18 protein-coding genes are annotated in these 19,229 nt (G+C 66.8%); 9 read left to right on the top strand and 9 right to left on the bottom strand.

Going from position 1 to position 19,229, the window contains the following annotated elements; genetic code table 11:
* Positions 1 to 3: 3 nt before the first annotated feature.
* The 6 genes from C662_RS05710 to C662_RS05685 form a co-directional block, all read right to left on the bottom strand.
* Positions 4 to 717, bottom strand: coding sequence for a hypothetical protein (locus C662_RS05710; protein ID WP_232431447.1), 714 nt, complete (start codon positions 715 to 717; stop codon positions 4 to 6).
* Positions 714 to 2,006, bottom strand: coding sequence for a phenylacetate--CoA ligase family protein (locus tag C662_RS05705; RefSeq protein ID WP_002926020.1), 1,293 nt, complete (start codon positions 2,004 to 2,006; stop codon positions 714 to 716). Before C662_RS05705 ends, C662_RS05710 begins: the two co-directional genes overlap by 4 nt.
* 172 nt (positions 2,007 to 2,178) lie before the next feature.
* The gene (locus C662_RS05700; protein ID WP_002926016.1) at positions 2,179 to 4,374 is read right to left on the bottom strand and encodes an autotransporter domain-containing protein; all 2,196 of its coding nucleotides are present in this window, start codon (positions 4,372 to 4,374) and stop codon (positions 2,179 to 2,181) included.
* Between the two features lie 145 nt (positions 4,375 to 4,519).
* Complete coding sequence (gene ptsP / locus C662_RS05695; protein ID WP_002926013.1) at positions 4,520 to 6,250, bottom strand: phosphoenolpyruvate--protein phosphotransferase; 1,731 nt, start codon at positions 6,248 to 6,250, stop codon at positions 4,520 to 4,522.
* A 1-nt stretch (position 6,251) separates the two neighbouring features.
* Positions 6,252 to 6,521, bottom strand: coding sequence for an HPr family phosphocarrier protein (locus C662_RS05690; RefSeq protein WP_002926011.1), 270 nt, complete (start codon positions 6,519 to 6,521; stop codon positions 6,252 to 6,254).
* Between the two features lie 47 nt (positions 6,522 to 6,568).
* Positions 6,569 to 6,958 carry a PTS sugar transporter subunit IIA gene (locus C662_RS05685; protein WP_002926009.1) on the bottom strand — a complete coding sequence of 130 codons (390 nt, stop codon included), beginning with the start codon at positions 6,956 to 6,958 and terminating at the stop codon, positions 6,569 to 6,571.
* A 194-nt stretch (positions 6,959 to 7,152) separates the two neighbouring features.
* On the opposite strand from C662_RS05685, the gene C662_RS05680 reads away from it, so the two are divergent.
* Genes C662_RS05680 through C662_RS05670 form a run of 3 tightly spaced genes read left to right on the top strand, consistent with a single transcriptional unit; the run spans position 7,153 to position 11,507 of the window.
* Positions 7,153 to 8,784, top strand: coding sequence for a BCCT family transporter (locus C662_RS05680; RefSeq protein ID WP_002926006.1), 1,632 nt, complete (start codon positions 7,153 to 7,155; stop codon positions 8,782 to 8,784).
* 46 nt (positions 8,785 to 8,830) lie between these two features.
* Entirely contained in the window at positions 8,831 to 10,708 is a 1,878-nt protein-coding gene (locus C662_RS05675) for a DUF294 nucleotidyltransferase-like domain-containing protein (protein ID WP_002926004.1), read from the top strand.
* 10 nt (positions 10,709 to 10,718) lie between these two features.
* Positions 10,719 to 11,507 carry a 3'-5' exonuclease gene (locus C662_RS05670; protein ID WP_002926002.1) on the top strand — a complete coding sequence of 263 codons (789 nt, stop codon included), beginning with the start codon at positions 10,719 to 10,721 and terminating at the stop codon, positions 11,505 to 11,507.
* A gap of 1 nt (position 11,508) precedes the next feature.
* On the opposite strand, the gene C662_RS05665 is transcribed toward C662_RS05670, so the two are convergent.
* Positions 11,509 to 13,134, bottom strand: a complete 1,626-nt coding sequence (locus tag C662_RS05665; protein ID WP_002926001.1) for an ABC-F family ATPase — start codon at positions 13,132 to 13,134, stop codon at positions 11,509 to 11,511.
* A gap of 314 nt (positions 13,135 to 13,448) precedes the next feature.
* Between C662_RS05665 and C662_RS05660 the strand changes: the two genes are divergently transcribed.
* The 4 genes from C662_RS05660 to C662_RS05645 all read left to right on the top strand — a co-directional run bounded on the left by C662_RS05660 (position 13,449) and on the right by C662_RS05645 (position 15,068).
* Positions 13,449 to 13,646 carry a CsbD family protein gene (locus C662_RS05660; protein WP_002925999.1) on the top strand — a complete coding sequence of 66 codons (198 nt, stop codon included), beginning with the start codon at positions 13,449 to 13,451 and terminating at the stop codon, positions 13,644 to 13,646.
* Positions 13,647 to 13,718: 72 nt separating this feature from the next.
* Complete coding sequence (locus C662_RS20005; RefSeq protein ID WP_002925996.1) at positions 13,719 to 13,883, top strand: DUF1328 domain-containing protein; 165 nt, start codon at positions 13,719 to 13,721, stop codon at positions 13,881 to 13,883.
* 119 nt (positions 13,884 to 14,002) lie between these two features.
* On the top strand, positions 14,003 to 14,638 hold the full coding sequence (locus tag C662_RS05650; RefSeq protein ID WP_002925994.1) for a response regulator: 636 nt from the start codon (positions 14,003 to 14,005) through the stop codon (positions 14,636 to 14,638).
* Between the two features lie 7 nt (positions 14,639 to 14,645).
* Positions 14,646 to 15,068, top strand: a complete 423-nt coding sequence (locus C662_RS05645) for a response regulator (RefSeq protein WP_002925992.1) — start codon at positions 14,646 to 14,648, stop codon at positions 15,066 to 15,068.
* Positions 15,069 to 15,094: 26 nt separating this feature from the next.
* Here C662_RS05645 and C662_RS05640 read toward each other — a convergent pair whose 3' ends face one another.
* Both C662_RS05640 and C662_RS05635 read right to left on the bottom strand, forming a co-directional pair.
* A complete protein-coding gene (locus C662_RS05640) occupies positions 15,095 to 16,489 on the bottom strand; it encodes a CHASE3 domain-containing protein (protein WP_157354464.1) in 1,395 nt (464 codons plus the stop codon).
* Between the two features lie 109 nt (positions 16,490 to 16,598).
* Positions 16,599 to 16,910: a BON domain-containing protein gene (locus C662_RS05635; protein ID WP_002925989.1), complete on the bottom strand. Its 312-nt coding sequence runs from the start codon at positions 16,908 to 16,910 to the stop codon at positions 16,599 to 16,601.
* A 215-nt stretch (positions 16,911 to 17,125) separates the two neighbouring features.
* On the opposite strand from C662_RS05635, the gene C662_RS05630 reads away from it, so the two are divergent.
* Both C662_RS05630 and C662_RS05625 read left to right on the top strand, forming a co-directional pair.
* The gene (locus tag C662_RS05630; protein WP_002925986.1) at positions 17,126 to 18,271 is read left to right on the top strand and encodes an exonuclease SbcCD subunit D; all 1,146 of its coding nucleotides are present in this window, start codon (positions 17,126 to 17,128) and stop codon (positions 18,269 to 18,271) included.
* Positions 18,268 to 19,229 (top strand): AAA family ATPase (locus tag C662_RS05625; protein ID WP_002925982.1); only part of this gene is annotated, 962 nt, incomplete at its 3' end. The genes C662_RS05630 and C662_RS05625, both read left to right, overlap by 4 nt.

Raw genomic sequence — 19,229 nt, 5'->3', positions numbered from 1 at the left:
CTGTCATCCGTGTCGAGCGGGGGGCAGAGGTGAAATCTGCGCTTCGATGTCGCCGTAGTCGAACGCCTCGCAGGCGTCGAGATCGAGTCCCAGCGCCGACGCCGGCAAGGCGAACTCGGTGGATGCAGGCGGGACGTGGCGTGCCATGGCCGAGACCAGGCTGAATCCCTTGCCAGCATCGAAGGTGTGGGCGAGGCCGGCGGGCCAGAACAGCATGTCGCCGCGCGCCACCGCCACCCTGAGTACTGCTTCGCCTCGCCGGCCCGGATGTTCGATGAAGAACGTGGCGCTGTCCGCGGTGATCAGCGCAATACGCCCCGAGTCGTGTACATGGGGTTCGCGGTTGCGTGTCCTCAATGGGCCATCGGGGTGGCGCTCGGCCGGGGCGCGCACGTGGATTGCCGACGGTCCGCCGATCGACCGGGTCAGCAGCAGGCTCTCGAAACGCATGTCGCCGATGTCATGACCATAGCCCGCGGACTCGAGGTCGTGGCGTGCGCGCATGATCTCCTCGACTTGATCGACAGCAGCCGGGCAGCGGCGCAGGAAACGTCGTTCCTGCCAATGCCTGCCGACCATGTCCTCGAACTCGTGGGTGGCGAGCGAGCCCGCCAGCAGTGTTTCCCAGAATGCGAGCAATGCCGCGTTGCTGGGCAGCAGGCTTGCGGTAGGTGAAATCGACGCCGTCATCATGTGCTCATCACTGTGCGGACTCATGCGACCCGCGACATGAAGTCCTCGAACTTGCCGCCTGCGGAGCGTGGAATGGCGTCGACATAGTGAAACTCGAGCTTGAAGGGGTAGCCCAGGTTGCGCTGTATCTCCTCGCCGAGGCGCAGCTCCGTGGCTTCATCAGGTCGGTGCGTGGCCACGATGTCGACCTCGATACGCTCGAGCTCGACCTGGATCATGCGCAGCTGTCGCAATGGCACGATGGTGTTCATGGCCTTGTAGTTCAGGATCGGCCAGTGGCATCGACCGTCCGGCAGGCGCAGCATGTTGCGTTGGCGGCCAAGGATGCGCCTGATGACCGGCAGGCCGCGACCGCAGGGGCAAGGTTCGCCGACTTCGGCATAGTCGCCAACTTCGTAGCGTAGCAGCGGGAAGGCAAAATTGTGCAGCGGTGTGACCACCACTCGTCCGATGTCACCGGGGCCGCAGGGCTGGCCGCCGGCGTCGAGGATCTCGATGCGGGCGTTCTCGGCCTGTAGGTGGTAGTGATCGTGCTCGGGGCATTGCAGCGCGAGGTAGCCCGTCTCGCGCGTGCTGTAGATGTCGGTCAGGGAAACACCGAGCAATTGCCGGCAGCGCTCGCGCAAGCCTTCGGGCAGCGCTTCGCTTACCGTGCGGACCTCGCGCAGGCGCTCCAGCCGCAACGGCCTGCCGTCTTCAAGGGTGCGCAGAAGGGTGTCGAGAATCGTGGGGTGGGTCAGCAGGTATTCGGGTTGTTCGCGCTCCAGCCAAGCGATCTGCTGGTCGACGCTCGAGCGTACGTCCAGCATGGCAACGGGGCCGGTGCGGACGAGGTCGGCCGTGGCGCTGCCCCAGTTCGGGCCACGCCCACCCTGGGGGGGCGCGGCACTGCCATCGGGGAAAAAGCGGATTGAACACAGCTTGCCCGCCACGTCACGCGCATGCCATTCGTGGTCACGAAGCGTGAATGCCTCCCAGAACAACTGGGTGAGCGTGGTTTGCTCGACGGCGATCGGCTTGCCTGTCGAGCCAGAAGAGAAAATGGTTTCGCGACCACCATGCGCTTGCGGGCAATGCGTACTACGCAGCGCCGCTTTCTCTTCCTGCACGGTGTCGCGCTTGAGGACCGGGATCGACCGCCATGCGCTTTCGTCCAGTTGCGCGGGGAGGTGTGCGAGCGTGCGGGCGTAGTAGGGGCTGTGCTTGCGGGCGTGGGCGACGAGCTCGGCAAGCTGGCGCAACTGCATGCTTGCCAGCCGCTCGACAGGCCACCATTGCGTGGCTGCGAACTGATGCAGCAGCCCGAGGCGCATGATCGCCCTTGGTCCCGGCAACGCTGGCCAGTGCAGGCCAGGCATCGTGCTTACGAAGTCCATGCTTGGGGGGGCGCTTGCTGCGGTTCCGGATGAAGTGGATGAGAAAGGTCAAAACCACCGCGCCAGGGCGGGACCCGGCACGGTGGCGGTAGGACGAAGGCTGCAGCCGTCAGAAGCCGAGGCGCAGCGAAACCGCGGCGGAGTAGCTCGGGTCCTCGCCGGAGGTGGCGGCATGCGCCGACACGGTCACAACCATGTTCGGCTTGATGCGGTGATCCACATCGACGCCGACACGCTGCCAGTTCTTGCGGATGCGGGCGCCTGGCTCGTTGAAGCTGAGCAGACCGCTCGCCTCGCTGCCAGATAGCGCCGGGCCACGGTCGTCGAGGCGATGAACGGTCTCGATCGTGCCGCGGACCCCGGTCGCCGGCGTCAAGCTCCAGTCGGCGGCGACGCCGAGGCGGAGCTCGTCGGCGTTATGTTTCTGGCCGTCAAAGGTAGCGGGGAAAGCGCCGCCGCTCTCAGTGTAGCCGTCGACCTTGACCCGGCTCCAGGTGTAAGAGGCCCAGGGCGTCAGTGTCGCCGAGCCCAGCCGTGCGGCGTCGAACCAGTCCGCACGCAAGCGCAGTGCGAGTGCGTCGACGTCCGGGCTGCCGCTCGAACGTTCCTGCGTCGTGCCGTTCATGTAGCCGCGCCGGATATCGGCATCCCAATCACCGAGCACTGCGGTGACGGAGCCGACGATGGGGGAGCCTTCAGGGCGCCAGTTCACCTCGCCCACCAGGAACTGGCCGTCGACCTTGCTGCGGCCGCCAAAGGCGAGATCCTGAGTCTGGCGTCCGATGCCGACTCCGACCCCGGCGCGCACGGCGCCGCCAGCGAAGTCGGTGCACACACCCACCTCGCCCGTGCCAACGCGGGCATCCTTGTTCTCGTGTCGGGCGAGATCGCCGGTCGCCCAGAAACAGTTCGTGCTGCCGAGCTGTGGATAGCTCATCAGCGGGCGATGGTGGGCGCCATTGAGCGGCAGGTTGGTCAGTTGCAAGCCGGAATGGAATGCCTGGCCGGCGCCGGAGACGCTGCGCAGCCAGTCCTGCACGCTGATGATGCCGCTGCCGTGACCCACTCGTGCGAGCCACACCTGATTGCGCCCCTCTGCATCCCGACCGGTGCCGACCATGACGTTGCCGAGGCTATTCACGCCGACCTCGCCACCGTCTGCCAGCCGCCAGCCTTCGGGCGTGGTCACGCCCGCGCCCGCCAGCCAGTCCGACACCGACTGCATGCCCGTTGCGGCCGTCCAGCGGAAGGGCTGGTAGATCGAGTCTGCGTCGTACGTGACTCCGACCACGACGCTGCCGTCGTCCGAGAGCCCGCTCGCCCAGCTATAGTTGCCGCCCAGGGTGCCGAGGTCGGCCATGCCGCCCGCCTCGGTCCAGCGGAAGGCATGGTAATGGTCCTCTTCGGTGCGCGCGTATCCGATCACGACGCTGCCGTCGATGTTGACCCGGTAGGCGTAGCTCCAGTTGCCACCCAGTGTGCCCAGGTTGGTCATGCCGGAGGCCTCGGTCCAGCGGAAGGCGTGCGAGTGTCCGCTATCTGTGTCCGCGTGGCCGACCACTGCGCTGCCGTCGCCGGAAATACCGTATGCGTAGCTGTAGGTGCCGCCCAGGGTGCCGAGGTCGACCATCCCATCCGCTTCCGTCCAGCGGAATGCATGGCCATGGCTTGCTGCAGTGTATGAATATCCGGCTACGGCATTGCCATCGTCAGACACACCGGTCGCGTAGCTGTAGCTGCCGCCCAGGGTGCCCAGATCGACCATGCCGGTGGTCTCCGTCCAGCGGAAGGCGCGGTCCTGGTTCATCGCCGTGCGGGCCTGTCCGACAACCACGCTACCGTCCGCGGAGACACCGTAGGCATAGCTGTAGTTGCCGCCCAGGGTGCCGAGATCGATCATGCCGGTGGCCTCGGTCCAGCGGAAGGCGCGGGAGTCGCTCCAGTCGGTGAGGTAGCTCTGCCCGACCACCACGCCGCCATCGGCGGACATGCTGTGGGCGTAACTGTAGTTGCCACCCAGGGTCCCCAGGCTGGCAATGCCGTCGGCAGCGGTCCACCGGAAGGCGTTGTAGTAGCCATCCGTCGTTTGCCCGTAACCGATGACGACCGTGCCATCCGCGGAGACTACACGGCTGTTGTAGTAGCTGCCGAGGCGGTTGTAGTCGCCTCCCAGCGAGCCTAGGACGGTGAATTCCGCGGGAAGGCTTGCTTGGGCCGAAGCAATCAGGGGGAACCCCGTCGCAATGGCCAAGGCCAGCACGCTGGGGCGAAGCATCGAGCGGGTTTTTTTGCTGCTGGTTTTCATGTTCTTGTCTCCTGAGCGTGCGAGTGCATCCTGCGCTCAAGATTAGCACCAAGGCCACGTGGGCCTCAGGGTCTTTTCGCCCAAGTTGGGCTTACGCAACATCCGCTTCGCCCGGTACCGGCAGACGGCGTTTTCTGTGTGAGCGTCAGGCCACCAGTCGTTCGACCGCCTCGCGGATGCGCGCAGGTTCGTCCATCTTGAGGATGCGCTGCACCTTGGGTGCGAGTTCGCCGAGGTCGGCGCGCAGGATCTGTTGCTTGATCTCGAGGATGTTGCCCGGATGCATAGAGAAGTTGCGCAGGCCCATGCCGAGCAGCAACTCGGTGTAGGCGAGGTCGCCTGCCATCTCGCCGCACACCGACACGGGCAGGCCGTAGCGGGCGCCGGTGGCGATGGTGCCGGCGATGAGCTTGAGCACCGCGGGGTGGAGCGGGTCGTAGAGGTGTACCACCGCCTCGTCCGAACGGTCGATCGCCAGCGTGTACTGGATGAGGTCGTTGGTGCCGATCGACAGGAAGGCGAGGCGGCGGATGAACATGCCGAGCGACAACGCGGCCGCGGGGACTTCGATCATGCCGCCGATCTGCACGCCTTCGTCGAACTTGAGCTTCTCGGCGCGCAGTTCAGCCTTGGCCTTTTCGATCAGGGCAAGGCATTGGTCGATCTCCTGGGCGTGGGCGAGCATCGGCACCATGATCTGCAGTTTGCCGTGCGCCGACGCGCGCAGCAGTGCGCGCAGCTGGGTGAGGAACATCTTGGGTTCGGACAGCGAGTAGCGCACCGCGCGCAGGCCGAGCGCGGGGTTGGGCTCCATGCGCGAGTGCACGCCGTTGAGCGCCTTGTCGTTGCCGACGTCGAAGGTGCGGATGGTGACCGGCTTGCTCGGCATCGCCTTGACGACGGCGCGGTAGGCCTCGTACTGCTCGTCCTCGTCGGGCAGGTTGTCGCGGCCGATGAAGAGGAACTCGGTCCGGTACAGGCCGATGCCGTCGGCGTTGGCGGACTTGACCGCGGGCAGGTCCTTGGGGCCCTCGATGTTGGCCATCAGGTTGATGGTTTCGCCGTCCAGCGTGGTGGCGCGCGTGTCGCGCAAGCGGTTGAGCTTGGAGCGTTCGATCTCCAGCTCGCTGCGGCGCAGGCGGTACTCCTCGATGATCTCGTCGCCGGGGGCGACGATGATGACGCCGCGCGTGCCGTCGACGATGACGAGCTCATCGTCCTCGAGCAGGTCGCGCACATGGTGCAGGCCGACCACAGCGGGGATCTTGAGGCTGCGGGCAACGATCGCGGTGTGGCTGGTCGGCCCGCCGACGTCGGTGACGAAGCCGGCGATGTTGTGGTCGCGAAAACCGATGGTGTCGGCCGGTGACAGGTCGTGGGCGACGACGATGGTGCCCAGACCGTCGCGCCGCTTGGGCGGCAGGTGGCCGGGATGGCCGAGCAGGACCTTGACCAGGCGCTCGATCACCTGAACGACATCGGCCTGGCGCTCGCGTAGATAGGGGTCCTCGATCTGACGGAACTGCTCGACCAGGTGCTCCATCTGCTGCACCAGCGCCCACTCTGCGTTGCAGCGGCGCGATTCGACGAGTTGGCGGGCGGCGTCGACCAGCATCGGATCGGCCAGCATCATCAGCTGCAGGTCGACGAATGCGCCGACTTCGCTGTGGGCCTGGCCCGAGGTGGTGACCGCCTTGAGGCCGACGAGTTCGCCCTGCACGGTGGCGACGGCCTCGTCCAGGCGCGCGAGCTCGTCCTCGATGTGGCGCGGCGCGACGTGGTAGTGGTTGACCTCGAGCAGGGCGTGGGAGATCAGGTGCACATGGCCGATCGCGATGCCCTGCGAGACCGGGAGGCCGTGGACAGTGAAAGGCATCTCACTCCCCTTCGCCGAAGCGGTCCGCGACCAGGTCCCGGATCGCCCGCAGGGCGTCGTCGGCCTGCTCGCCTTCGGTGTCGATCGTGATCGTGCTGCCCTTGGCGGCGGCCAGCATCATCACGCCCATGATGCTCTTGGCGTTGACGCGGCGGCCGTTGCGCTCGAGCCAGACCTCGCACGGGTAATTGCTGGCGAGCTGGGTGAGCTTGGCCGACGCACGTGCGTGCAGGCCGAGCTTGTTGATGATGTCGGCGTCCGCTCTTGGCATGGACTCGTCTCCCCCGGGTTTTCCCGTGTCCTCGTTATTCTTCGCGTTCAGTTGGCGTCGACGTGCAGGACGCCGTCGCAGGCGCCCGATACCGCACGCTTGACCAGGGTCGGCATGTCACGTTCGCGATAGGTCAGTACGCGCAGCAGCATCGGCAGGTTCACGCCGGCGACCAGTTCGATGCGGCCCGGCATCACCAGCTTGGCCGCGATGTTGCTCGGCGTGGCGCCGTAGATGTCGGTGAGCACGAGCACGCCTTCGCCGCCATCGACCCAGCCCAGCATGTTGCGCGCCAGCGGCAGCACGTCCAGGGGGTCGTCCTGCGCCGATACGCCAAGCTGCGCGATCTGCACAGGCCGTTTGTTGAGTACATGGCAGCAGCACTGGATGAGCGATTCGCCCAGCGTGCCATGCGTTATCAGAAAGATGCCGATCATGTCCGTTCTCCGCTGGGCGTGATTCTAGCCGAGTCTGTGCGGGGGGCGTCCGTTGGCCGGTGTGCGGCGGGTAAAGGGTATTTTAAAAACTAGGCAAATTTAATTTGGACAAATGTTAAAATGCCTCGCTCGACCCGTTACGGCTCGTGCCGCAAGTGCTGCGGCCTCCCTTCATATAACGACAAGGAGCTGGAATGACAGAGCGCAGGGACCCGATGTCCCCCGATGGCCAGGTCAATCCGATCGACACCGACTACAAGGTTGGCCAGGACAACATCATCGTTAACGTGGGGCCGCTCGGCCTCGACATCCACAACCGCGTATTCGCGATCTCCGGCCTCGCCGTGGTCGCCTTCGTGATTCTCACCCTGGCCTTCCAGAACCATGTCGAGCCCCTCTTCAGTGGCCTGCGCGGCTGGCTGACGACACACCTCGACTGGTTCTTCATCAGCGCCGGCAACGTCTTCGTGCTGGTCTGCCTGGGCCTGGCGGTGTCGCCGCTCGGCAAGGTCAGGCTGGGCGGTACCGAGGCGAAGCCCGACTACTCCTATCTCGGCTGGTTCTCGATGCTGTTCGCGGCCGGCATGGGGATCGGGCTGATGTTCTTCGGCGTCTCCGAGCCCTTGTCCCACTTCGGCAGCGCTTTTGGCGGCACCGTGGTCGAGGACGGCGTGCGCACCGACTGGGCGCCTCTGGGGGCCGCAGCGGGCGATGCCGAGGCGGCGACCCGTCTCGCCATGGCAGCGACCATCTACCACTGGGCGCTGCACCCGTGGGCGATCTACGCCATCCTGGCGCTCGGCCTGGCCCTGTTTTCCTTCAACAAGGGTCTGCCGCTGACCGTGCGCTCGGTGTTCTATCCGCTGCTCGGCGAGCGTGTATGGGGCTGGCCGGGGCACGTCATCGACATCCTTGCCGTATTTGCCACACTGTTCGGCCTGGCCACCTCGCTCGGCTTCGGCGCCGCGCAGGCCTCGGCGGGGCTCAACTACCTGTTCGACGTACCGCTCGGCAACACCACCCAGGTCGTGCTGGTGATTGCGATCACCGCCATTGCACTGGTGTCGGTGGTGGCGGGGTTGGACGCGGGGGTCAAGCGCCTGTCCGAGATCAACATGGTGCTCGCGGTCGTGCTGTTGCTGTTCGTGGTAGCAGTGGGGCCCACGCTGGCGATCCTGACCGGCTTCTTCTCCAATCTCGGCGCCTACCTGCAGAACCTGCCCGCGCTCGCCAACCCGATCGGGCGTGACGATGCCAACTTCTCGCAGGGCTGGACCGCCTTCTACTGGGCATGGTGGATCTCCTGGTCGCCCTTCGTCGGCATGTTCATTGCACGCGTGTCGCGTGGGCGCACGGTGCGCGAGTTCATCGTCTCGGTGCTGATCGTGCCCTCGCTGGCCTGCGTGATGTGGATGACGGTATTCGGCGAGACCGCGATCAGCCAGCTCGTCAGGGATGGCTACGAGGCTGCCGCCGGCGCCGCCTTGCCCCTGCAGCTATTCACCATGCTCGACGCGCTGCCGCTGGCCTCGATCACCTCGTTCGTCGCCATCGTGCTCGTGGTCGTGTTCTTCGTCACCTCGTCCGACTCCGGGTCGCTGGTGATCGACGTCATCTCCGCAGGCGGCAAGGTGGATGCGCCGATGCCTCAGCGCGTGTTCTGGTGCACCTTCGAAGGGCTGGTGGCGGTTGCGCTGATTCTTGGCGGTGGTCTGGTGGCCTTGCAGGCGATGGCGGTGTCGACCGGCCTGCCGTTTACCATCGTGCTGCTGATGTCGGCGGTGGCGGTGATCAAGGGCCTGGCCTCGGAGCCGCGTACGGGCTGAAGGCTTGCGCTACGATTCTCTCTCGCCCTCGCCACTGCTGCCCGCCATGCAGATCGAACAACTCGAGATCCTCGACTTCCTGCGCGCCCATCCGCCCTTCGACGAACTGCCCGACGAGGTATTGCAGCGGGTGGCGGCGGCGATCGACGTGCGCTACTACAAAGCGGGCGAGGCGATCGTCGAGTTCGGCCAGGTGGCCGAGTCCTGGCATGTGGTGCGCAGCGGTGCGGTGGAGGTCTTCCGTCGCAACGGCACGCTCTACAACCGCCTCACCGCCGGCGGCTACTTCGGCGAGTTCGGCCTGCTGCGCAACGGGCGGGTGCGTTTTCCGGTCACTGCGCTGGAAGACACGCTGCTGTACCTGATTCCGCGCGAGCTCTTCGCCGAGCTTTTCGACCAGCACGAGCGCTTCGCCGACCTGGTGGAGGTCGAGGACCGCACACGGCTGCGCCAGGTGGTCTCCAAGCGCGAGGAGTCCAACGACCTGCTGTCGGCGACGATCGACACCCTGGTCGGACGTAGCGCGGTAACCTTGTCCAGCACCGCCAGTGCGCGCGAGGTGGCGCAGCGCATGAGCGAGGAGGGCGTGTCCTCGCTGCTCATTCTCGAACACAACCCGGAGGTGCCCGATCTGCCGCAGCTTGCCGGCATCGTCACCGACCGCGACCTGCGCACACGCCTGGTCGCCCCCGGCCTGCCTTACGACACCCCGGTGACCGAGATCATGTCGGCCGGCGTGGTGTCGGTGAACCACAACCAGCTCGTGTTCGAGGCCATGCTGGCGATGCTGCGCCACAACGTGCATCACCTGCCGGTGCTCAGGAACCAGCGTCCGCTGGGTGTGATCGCGCTGTCGGACATCATTCGCTACGAGTCGCGCAGCAGCCTGTTCCTGGTCGGCAGCATCTTCCGCCAGCACTCGGTGGATGAACTCGCCGCCCTCGTACCCGAGGTGCGCGCCTGCTTCGCACGCATGGTGGCCGAGGACGCCAGCGCCAACATGATCGGCAGCGCCATGGCCGCGATCGGGCGCAGCTTCAAGCAGCGCCTGCTCGAGCTGGCCGAGGCCGAGCTTGGCGCGCCGCCCGTGCCCTACTGCTTCCTCGCGCTCGGCTCGATGGCGCGCCAGGAGCAGATGATCGTCACCGACCAGGACAACGCCCTGGTGCTCGACGACCGCTTCGACCCCGTGCAGCACGACGCCTACTTCAGGGCGCTTGCCGCATTCGTCAGCGACGGCCTGGCGCGCTGCGGCTACAGCTACTGCAGTGGCGGCGTGATGGCGAGCAACGAACGCTGGCGCCAGCCGCTCAAGGTGTGGGAGCGTACCTTCACGGACTGGATCGAGCGTCCCACGCCCGAGTCGCTGCTCAACGCCGGCATCTTCTTCGACCTCGACGGCGTCTGGGGGCGGTTGGAGTGGGCAACGCGGCTGCGCGAGCTGATCGCGCGCAAGGCCAAGGGCAACTCGCGCTTCCTCGCCTGCATGGCACGCAACGCGCTGCAGCGCACGCCACCACTGGGTTTCTTCAAGGATTTCGTGGTCGAATCCGATGGCCGCCACAGCCGCGTCATCAACATCAAGCGCCGCGGCACCGCGCCGCTCGCGGACCTGACCCGCGTCCACGCGCTGGCGATCGGCTCGATGGCACTCAACTCCTTCGAGCGCCTGAAGGACGTCATCGACGCCGCCATCCTGCCGCTTGGCCGCGGCCAGGACCTCTACGACGCACTGGAATTCATCGCCATGGTGCGCGCCCGCCACCAGGCCGAGTCACTCGCCGCAGGCGAAGAGCCGGACAACAGCATCGACCCCGAGAAGCTGTCCGAATTCGAACGCAAGAGTCTGCGCGATGCCTTCCTGATCCTCGGCAACGCGCAGAAATTCCTCAAGTACCGCTACCAGCCCGGGCGGGCGAACTAAGGGCGCGGCCATGCTTCACCTTGGCGACCTCAGGAAGGACGCGCCCGCCGCGCCTGCACGCAGCGGTGAGCCGCGCGCCCGCGCCGTTCGGGACTGGCCGGCGCGCTTCACCGAACTCGCCGCCGCCGCACGCGATCGGCGCCTGCATCGCTTCTATGCGGCAGGCACGGTCGCGGGCGAAACGCCGCTCAAGAACGTGCAGATGGTCGCGCTCGACGTCGAGACCACCGGGCTCGACCCGGTTCGCGACGAGATCGTCAGCATCGGCGTGGTGCCGATGGATCTCACCTGCATCCGCTCGAGCGCCTCGCGCTACTGGGTGGTGCGCCCGCGTGCCGAGCTGCACCCCGAGTCAGTGACGATCCACGCCATCACCCACGCGCAGATCGCCTCCGCACCCGATCTCGGCGCCATCGTGGACGAACTGCTGCCGGCGTTGGCCGGCCGCGTCGTGGTGGTGCATTGCGGCGACATCGAGCGCAGTTTCCTGGCCGCAGCGCTCAAGGCGCGCATCGGCGAAGGCATCGAGTTTCCGGTGATCGACACCATGGAGCTGGAGGCGCGCCTGCATCGTGCGCCAGCGACGGGCGCTTGGCTTGCAAACCTCCGCGCCCGCCTGTTTGGCCGCAAGCACGACCAGGTGTCGATCCGCCTCGCCGACAGCCGCGAACGCTACCGCCTGCCGCGCTACCGCGCCCACCACGCGCTGACCGACGCGCTCGCCACCGCCGAGCTGCTGCAGGCGCAGGTGGCGCAACGGTTCGCGCCGGATACGCCGCTGCGCGCGCTGTGGCAGTGAATCAGTCGAGGCCCTGGCTCTGCAGGTACTCCTCGTAGGTCCCGCGGTAATCCACGATCTGCCGGTCCAGCTTGATCTCGATGATGCGGGTGGCGAGCGATGACACGAACTCGCGGTCGTGGGAGATGAAGATCAGCGTGCCGGAGAACTTCTCGAGGCCGCTGTTGAGCGACTCGATCGATTCCATGTCGAGGTGGTTGGTCGGCTCGTCCATCAGCAGCACGTTGGGGCGCGACAGCATCAGCTTGCCGAACAGCATGCGGCCCTGCTCGCCACCGGAGATCACCTTGACCGACTTCTTCACCTCGTCGCCCGAGAACAGCAGGCGGCCGAGCGTGCCGCGCAGCAGGGTCTCGTTGTCCTCGCCGGTGGCGGCGGCGGTGATGCGCGAGTAGGGCGCGATCCAGTCGGTCAGGCTGACGTCCTCGGCGAAATCGCTCGAGTGATCCTGGGCGTAGTAGCCGGGCTTGGCCTTCTCCGCCCACTTGACGGCACCCTTCTGCGGCGCAAGCTCGCCCACCAGCAGCTTCAGCAGGGTGGTCTTGCCGACGCCGTTCTCGCCGATGATGGCGACGCGTTCGCCGGCCTCGATCGCGATCGAGAAGCGGTTGATGAGCGGCTTGTCCATGCCCTCGTAGGCGAAGGAGATGTTGTCCACCTCGCAGGCCAGGCGGTGCAGCTTGTCCTTTTCGTCGTAGTCGAAGCGGATCCACGGGTACTGACGGCTGGACGGCTTGACGTCCTCGGGCTTGAGCTTGTCGATCAGCTTGAGGCGGCTGGTGGCCTGCTTGGCCTTGGACTTGTTGGCCGAGAAGCGGCGCACGAAGGCCTGCAGCTCCTGGATCTTGTCCTTGGCGCGGGCGTTGGCCGAAGACTGGCGCTCGCGCGCCATCGTCGACGCTTCCATATAGTCGTCGTAGTTGCCCGGATAGATCGTGATCGTGCCGTAGTCCAGGTCGGCCATGTGGGTGCACACCTGGTTCAGGAAGTGGCGATCGTGCGAGATGATGATCATCGTGCAGTCACGATTGTTGAGCACGTCCTCGAGCCAGCGGATGGTGTTGATGTCGAGGTTGTTGGTCGGCTCGTCGAGCAGCAGGATGTCGGGATTGGCAAACAGCGCCTGGCACAGCAGCACGCGCAGCTTCCAGCCCGGGGCGACCTCGCTCATCGGGCCGTTGTGCAGTTCGGTGCCGATGCCCACGCCCAGCAGCAGTTCCCCGGCGCGCGACTCGGCGGTGTAGCCGTCGTACTCGCCCACCTTGCCCTCGAGTTCGGCGGCGTGCATGTAGTCGTCTTCGGTGGCGTCCGGGTTGGCGTAGATCGCGTCGCGCTCCTTGATCGCCGCCCACAGTTCCTCGTGGCCCATCATCACCACGTCGAGTACGCGCATGTCCTCGTAGGCGAACTGGTCCTGGCGCAGGTAGGCCATGCGCTCATGGACATCCTTGGAGACGTTGCCTGCGCTGGCTTCGAGGGCGCCGCACAGGATCTTCATGAAGGTCGACTTGCCGGCCCCGTTGGCCCCGATCAGGCCGTAGCGGTTGCCGTCGCCGAACTTGACGGAGACGTTCTCGAACAGGGGCTTGGCCCCGAACTGCATGGTGATGTTGGCTGCGACGAGCACGGAGAGTCCTGAAGTTCAGATAAAACAAAGCGTTGGATTATAGCGCAGGCAAGGGCGCTGGTGCCGGGCGGCAGCCGTCCGAGGGGGCGTTCGGCGGCAGCGTTTCCAGCGCTCGCGGGCCGGTGCAGCTACTTGGGGTGTGCCGCCTGCGTCCTGCCCGCCGCGGGGTGATGTCGGAATAGTCCGACGTTGGTTTCGGACCGGGCCGATGGGACGGGAGCAGGGGGGCGCCTAAAGTGAAGCCGTGAGCCGAGCAAGGGCCGCTCCCATGCAAAAGGCACCACGCTGCACCCTCAACTTCAAGGAGAGCAACCATGAACAAGGACATCATCGAAGGCAACTGGAAGCAACTCAAGGGCAAGGTCCAGCAGCAGTGGGGCAAGCTCACCGACGACGACTTTGACGTCATCGCGGGCCGCCGCACCGAACTGGCCGGTCGCCTGCAGGAGCGCTACGGCATCACCCGCGACGAGGCCGAGCGTCAGGTCAAGGAATGGGAAAGCCGTTTCTGAGCCCACCCGAGCGCGCCGGGCGGCCGCGGTAGCGGCGCGTGCCCGGCGGCGCTGCCGACAAAGGAGACCATCATGCTGCACTATGCCGTAATCTTTTTCATCATCGCGCTGATCGCAGCCGTGTTCGGCTTCGGCGGCATCGCCGCCGGTGCGGCTGGTATCGCCAAGATCCTGTTCGTCGTGTTCCTGGTCATGGCCATTGCCAGCTTCCTGGTCAATCTTGCCAAGGGGCGATGAGTCCGCACCCGGGTCCGCCAGCCGCGCCGCGGGATGTTTGCCGATGGCCGACGCCTGGATGGGCGGTCGGCGCATCGGCTATGCTTTCAAGCGCTTCATCGTGAATGGGACCGTCGGACATGCTGCGTATCGCCATCGTCGATGACCACCAGATCGTGCGTGCAGGCTTTCGCGAGATGCTTGCAGACGAGCTGGGATTCGAGTTTCCGTTCGAGGCCGCGTCAGGCGAGGAGGCGCTACAGGGCTTGCGCGAGCATGAGACCGATGTGCTGTTGCTCGACCTCTCGCTGCCTGGGCAGAGCGGGGTCGACGTGCTGCGCGCCGCGCGCCAGCGCTACGACAAGCTGCGCATTCTGGTGCTGTCGGGCTTTCCCGAGGAACGCTATGCGCTGGCGATGATTCGCAACGGAGCGGATGGTTACCTGTGCAAGGACTGCACCCGCGAGGACCTGATCAACGCCATTCGCACCGTCGCGCAGGGGCGGCGCTACTTGTCGCCGCGCACGGCAGAGCTGCTTGCCGAGACCTTGGCCGGCGGAGCGTCCGGCGCCGCGCATGACAAGCTGTCTGACCGCGAACTCCAGGTCTTTCTGCGCCTCGCACGTGGCGAGTCGGTGTCGGACATCGCTGGTGTGCTCAGTCTGAGTGTAAAGACGGTCAGTACCTACCGCACGCGCCTGCTTGAAAAGCTCGGCGTGGCCAGCAATGCCGAGCTCGCGACCTATGCGCTGCGTCACGGGCTGATTCTCGAGTGAGGCCGTCATGTCGATGACTGCATCGCCCCGCCCTGACGACCCGCCTGTGTTGCGCATCGTCCTGGTCGAGGATTCGGCGCTGCTGTGCGGCATGCTGCGGGACATGCTCGAGGAGCTCGATGGCGTGGGCGTGGTGGCGGCGGCCGCGGACGAGCAGGACGCGCTTGCAGCACTCGAGCGCCTGCATCCTGATCTGGCGATCATCGATCTCGAGTTGCGCGCCGGAAGCGGCCTGGGCGTGTTGCAGCGGTTGCAGGCCGAACCTGAGCGTTTCGGTCGTCCGCGAGCCGTGGTGTTCTCCAACTACGGTCACCCGCCGGTGCGGGCGCGCTGCGAACAGTTTGGCGCCGAGCGCTTCTTCGACAAGTCTTTCCAGCTCGATGAGTTGGTCGAATTCGTGCAGGCTGCGCTCCCCGAGCCTGGCTCCTGAGACAGCGCCGGAACATGGCTCCACGCTCAATGCATGCGTGCGAAGGGGACGCGCGCACTGATGCGGGTGCCAGCGCCGGGGCGGCTGTCGATGTCCAGCCGCCCGGCCAGCATCTGCACGCGGTGTGCCATGCCCGCCAGGCCGTGACGGTCGTGGTCGCGTGCTGAAGGGTCGAAGCCGACACCGTTGTCCTCGATCTCCAGTACCAGCTCGTCGCCCTCGGTGTGGAGGCGTAGTTGCACACGAGTGGCCGAAGCATAGCGGCGCACGTTGGTGAGCGCTTCCTGGGCGATGCGATAGAGCGCGAGCGCGGTCTGCGCGGGCAGTTCGGGCAGTGCGTCTGGCAAATCGATCTCGAGCTTGCCGCCATGCTCGCCGATGTCACCGCTGTCGGGCAGTGCGCGCAGCGCCTCGACAAGGCCGAGCTCGGACAGCAGCGGGGGGCGCAGGTCAGCCACCACCTTGCGCTTGAGCGCAATCCCCTGGTTCAGGGTGTCGAGCAGGCGGTCGAAGCGGCTGCGCAGCGCCGTCATCGTCTCCGCCGGCAGTTTGCGTGCAATCCACCCGGCGTCGAGCTTGGCGGCCGTGAGCAGGGCGCCGAGCTCGTCGTGCAGTTCGCGTGCCAGGCGGGCCTGCTCGGCTTCGCGGGCGTTGGTCAGGTAAGTGGCCAGGCTGCTGAGCGCCTGGGTGCGATGGGCGACCTCCGTGTGCAGGCGGTCGTTCTCCGAGCGCAGCAGGTTGGCAATGTGTTCGCGCAGGCGGTCCTGGCGGTAGAGCACGACGACCAGCACCAGCAGCAAGGCGAGCACGCTGGCGCCGAGCACGCGGTTCATCGCGCGTGCATCGCCAAAGCGTTCGAAAGCACCGTCCTGGGTGGCGTCGATCTCGGCCTGGGTCTGCGTGCGCAGTGCCATGATGCGCGTCCGCAGATCGTCGGTCACCTGCTTGCCGGGGCCGCCGTCCGGAAGGTCGGCGTCGGCAGGTATGCCGCGCTCGATCGCCCGGCTGAGCAGGCTCCAGCGCATATCGACCAGTAGTGCCAGATGCTCCACGGCCTCGCGCTGATCGACACTTGTCCAGACGTCTGCACGCAGCGCGTCGAGCGTGCGCTCGAGTGCCTGCGGACCGTCCTGATAAGGAGTGAGGTAGCCCGGGTTCAGGGTGAGCAGGTAGCCGCGCACGCTCGATTCAGCGTCGAGTACCTGCAGCAGCAGGGTGTCGAGGTGGTGCAGGCGTGTAGTTCGCGCGCGCAGATCCTCCAGGGCCGCACGACTCGATTCAGACTGCCACTGGCCTGCCACCAGCCACGCCGAGCCAAGCGCAAAGCTCAGCAGGAGCACCACCAGCAGCAGGCCGGTACGCGGGGTCGGAAGACGGGACGGCGCGGGCGGCAAGGGCATATCCTCCGGGAGTGGGCGCATGAACGTGTCCTATGCTAGTCCAAGGCCGGGTACTTGTCCCGCTGTCCCCGAGTGGCCGCGCGGGCCGCCACTGTGCCCGCACGGTGCCGCCGCGTTTGCAGTGGTTCGATCAGGGGCGGATCGCGATGTCGTTCTTTACCGTCCTCACCCCTGGGGTGCCGCGTGCGATCTCGGCGGCACGATTGCGTTCGGTACTGCTCTTGGCGAAGCCGGACAGCTGCACCGTGCCCCTCAGCGTCTCGACGCTGATCGCCAGCGCGCTTACGGTGGGGTCGTCGGCGAACCGGGCCTTCACGCGGGCGGTCACGGTGGCGTCATCCACATATTCGCCCACGGTCGATTGGTCGCGGGTAACGGCACAACCGACGGCAGTGAAGGCGAGCAGGCCGGAAAGTGCGAGGCTAACGGCGGTGTGTTTCATGATGGTCTCCTTGACGGGAATGTCACCGGGGCGGGACGGCTGTCGCCGCCCGTGAGATGCGATTCAAATGTATGCTCCGTGGCGACTGCACGCTGTCCGACAGTGCGGATTGCGCTGTAGGACGATTCCCGCACGGCACCGTCGAGCCGCGCTGCCTGAGCGCGCGGTGGTGTCCGCGCCGGCGGTATGCCTCCCACTGCAACCATCCTCTCCCGATGCGCTTCCTTCACTCCGCCGACTGGCATCTTGGCCGTGTCTATCACGGCGTCTCCCTGCTCGAAGACCAGGACCATGCGCTGCAGCAGTTCGTGCGTATCGCTGCCGATACCCGGCCCGACGCCGTTCTGCTTGCCGGTGACATCTACGACCGTTCGGTGCCGCCTGCAGAGGCGTTGCGCCTGCTCGACCGCGTCCTCGAGCAGCTCGTGCTCGGGTTGAGGATTCCGGTGGTGATGATTGCGGGCAACCACGACGGCCCCGATCGTCTCGCCTTCGGCTCCGGCCTGCTGCAGCGCGCAGGGCTCGTGGTGCGTGGCCCGGTGGAGTGGGCTGCGGCGCCGCTGGTGCTGAACGATGCGCACGGCGAGGTCGAGATCCATGCCTTGCCCTATGCCGAGCCCGCGCTGGTGCGCAGCGTCAGTGGCGACGATACGGTCACCGACCACCACGCCGCGCTTGCCGCGCAGACCGCGGCCGTGCGTGCCGCGCGGGCGCCGGGCCGGCGCGTGGTCGTGGTTGCCCACGCCTTCGTGCAGGGCGGCGCAGAGAGCGAGTCCGAGCGTCCGCTGTCGGTAGGGGGCACGGGGGCGGTCGGTGCCGAGGTGTTCGCCGGCTTCGATTACGTCGCGCTCGGTCACCTGCACCGTGCGCAGCAGGTGGGCGAGGCGCGCATCCAGTACGCCGGCTCGCTGCTGAAGTACGCGTTCTCCGAGGCGGACCAGCGCAAGTCCGTGACCCTGGTCGAGCTCGACGGCGCGGGCGTGTGCAGCGTCGAGCGCATTGCGCTCACGCCACGCCGCGACCTGCGTATCGTGGAAGGCACGCTCGAGGCCATCGTCGCCGCCGCTGCCGCCGACCCGGCGCGTGACGACTACCTGCTCGCCCGCCTCACCGACAGCGGCGCGCTCCTCGATGCCATGGGCAAGCTGCGCACGGCTTACCCGAACGCGCTCGCCATCGAGCGCCCCGTGCTCACCGGCGACGGCCCCGGCCGTGCCCATGCCGACCACCGCCGCACCCGCATCCAGGACCTGTTCGCCAGCTTCCATCGCGACACCACCGGACTCGCGCTCGAGCCTGCCGCACAGGCCGCGCTCGAACGCATCGTCGACCGCATCGAGCAGGAGGCGCGCAGCGCATGAAACCGCTCAAGCTCAGCCTGCAGGCCTTCGGTCCCTTCGCCGGCCGTGAAACGGTGGACTTCACCTTGTTGCCGCCCGGCTGCCTGTTCCTGATCGCCGGCCCCACCGGCGCCGGCAAGACGTCCATCCTCGACGGCATCACCTACGCCCTCTACGGCGACACCTCGGGCGGCGAGCGCAGCGCGCGTGAAATGCGCAGCCACCATGCCGACGCCAGCGTGCAGACCGAGGTCGAGTTCGAGTTCGCCCTCGGCCAGCGCCACTACCGCGTGCGACGCGTGCCCGAGCAGGAGCGTGCAGCGCTGCGTGGCGACAAGCTGGTCAAGGTGCTCGCCCGTGCCGAGCTTTACCGCCTCGAGGCGGACGGCGAGACCTGGACGCCGCTGGCGCAGAAGACCACCGAGGTTGGTGCGCTGGTCGAAGAGCTGCTCGGCTTCAAGGCCGAACAGTTCCGCCAGGTGGTGGTGCTGCCGCAGGGGCAGTTCCGCAAGCTCCTCGCGGCGAGCTCGGCCGAGCGCGAGAAGATCCTCGAGACCCTGTTCGCCACCGCCACCTACAAGCGTCTGCAGGATGCCCTCAAGGCCGACGCCGCCGCGCTGCGCGAGCGTGGCGAGAAGGCCGCGCTGCAACGCCGCACCTTGCTCGATCAGGCTGGCGCTGACGCACCCGAGGCGCTGCTGGCCCGCCGCGATGCACTGCAGGCCGAACTGGCGGTACTGACCGGCGCCGAAACGCAGGCGCGCGCCGACGATGCCGCTGCGCGCACCGCCCTGCAGCAAGGCCAGGCGGCCCAAGCGCAGTTTGTCGAAGCGGATGCGGCGAAGACCGCCTTGCAGGCCTTGGAGACCGGCCTGGTCGAGCTCGACACCCAGCGCCAGCGCCTGGCGCAGGCGCGCCGAGCGGCGCTGGTGGTGCCGGCCGACAGTGCGTTCGCCGCCGCCCGCCGCAGTGCCGACGA

Origin of the sequence: Thauera sp. 28 (assembly GCF_000310145.2) — a bacterium.
Lineage (GTDB): Bacteria > Pseudomonadota > Gammaproteobacteria > Burkholderiales > Rhodocyclaceae > Thauera > Thauera mechernichensis.
The sequence above is the reverse complement of the archived record's forward strand: the minus strand, read 5'-3'. Positions and strand labels throughout refer to the sequence as shown.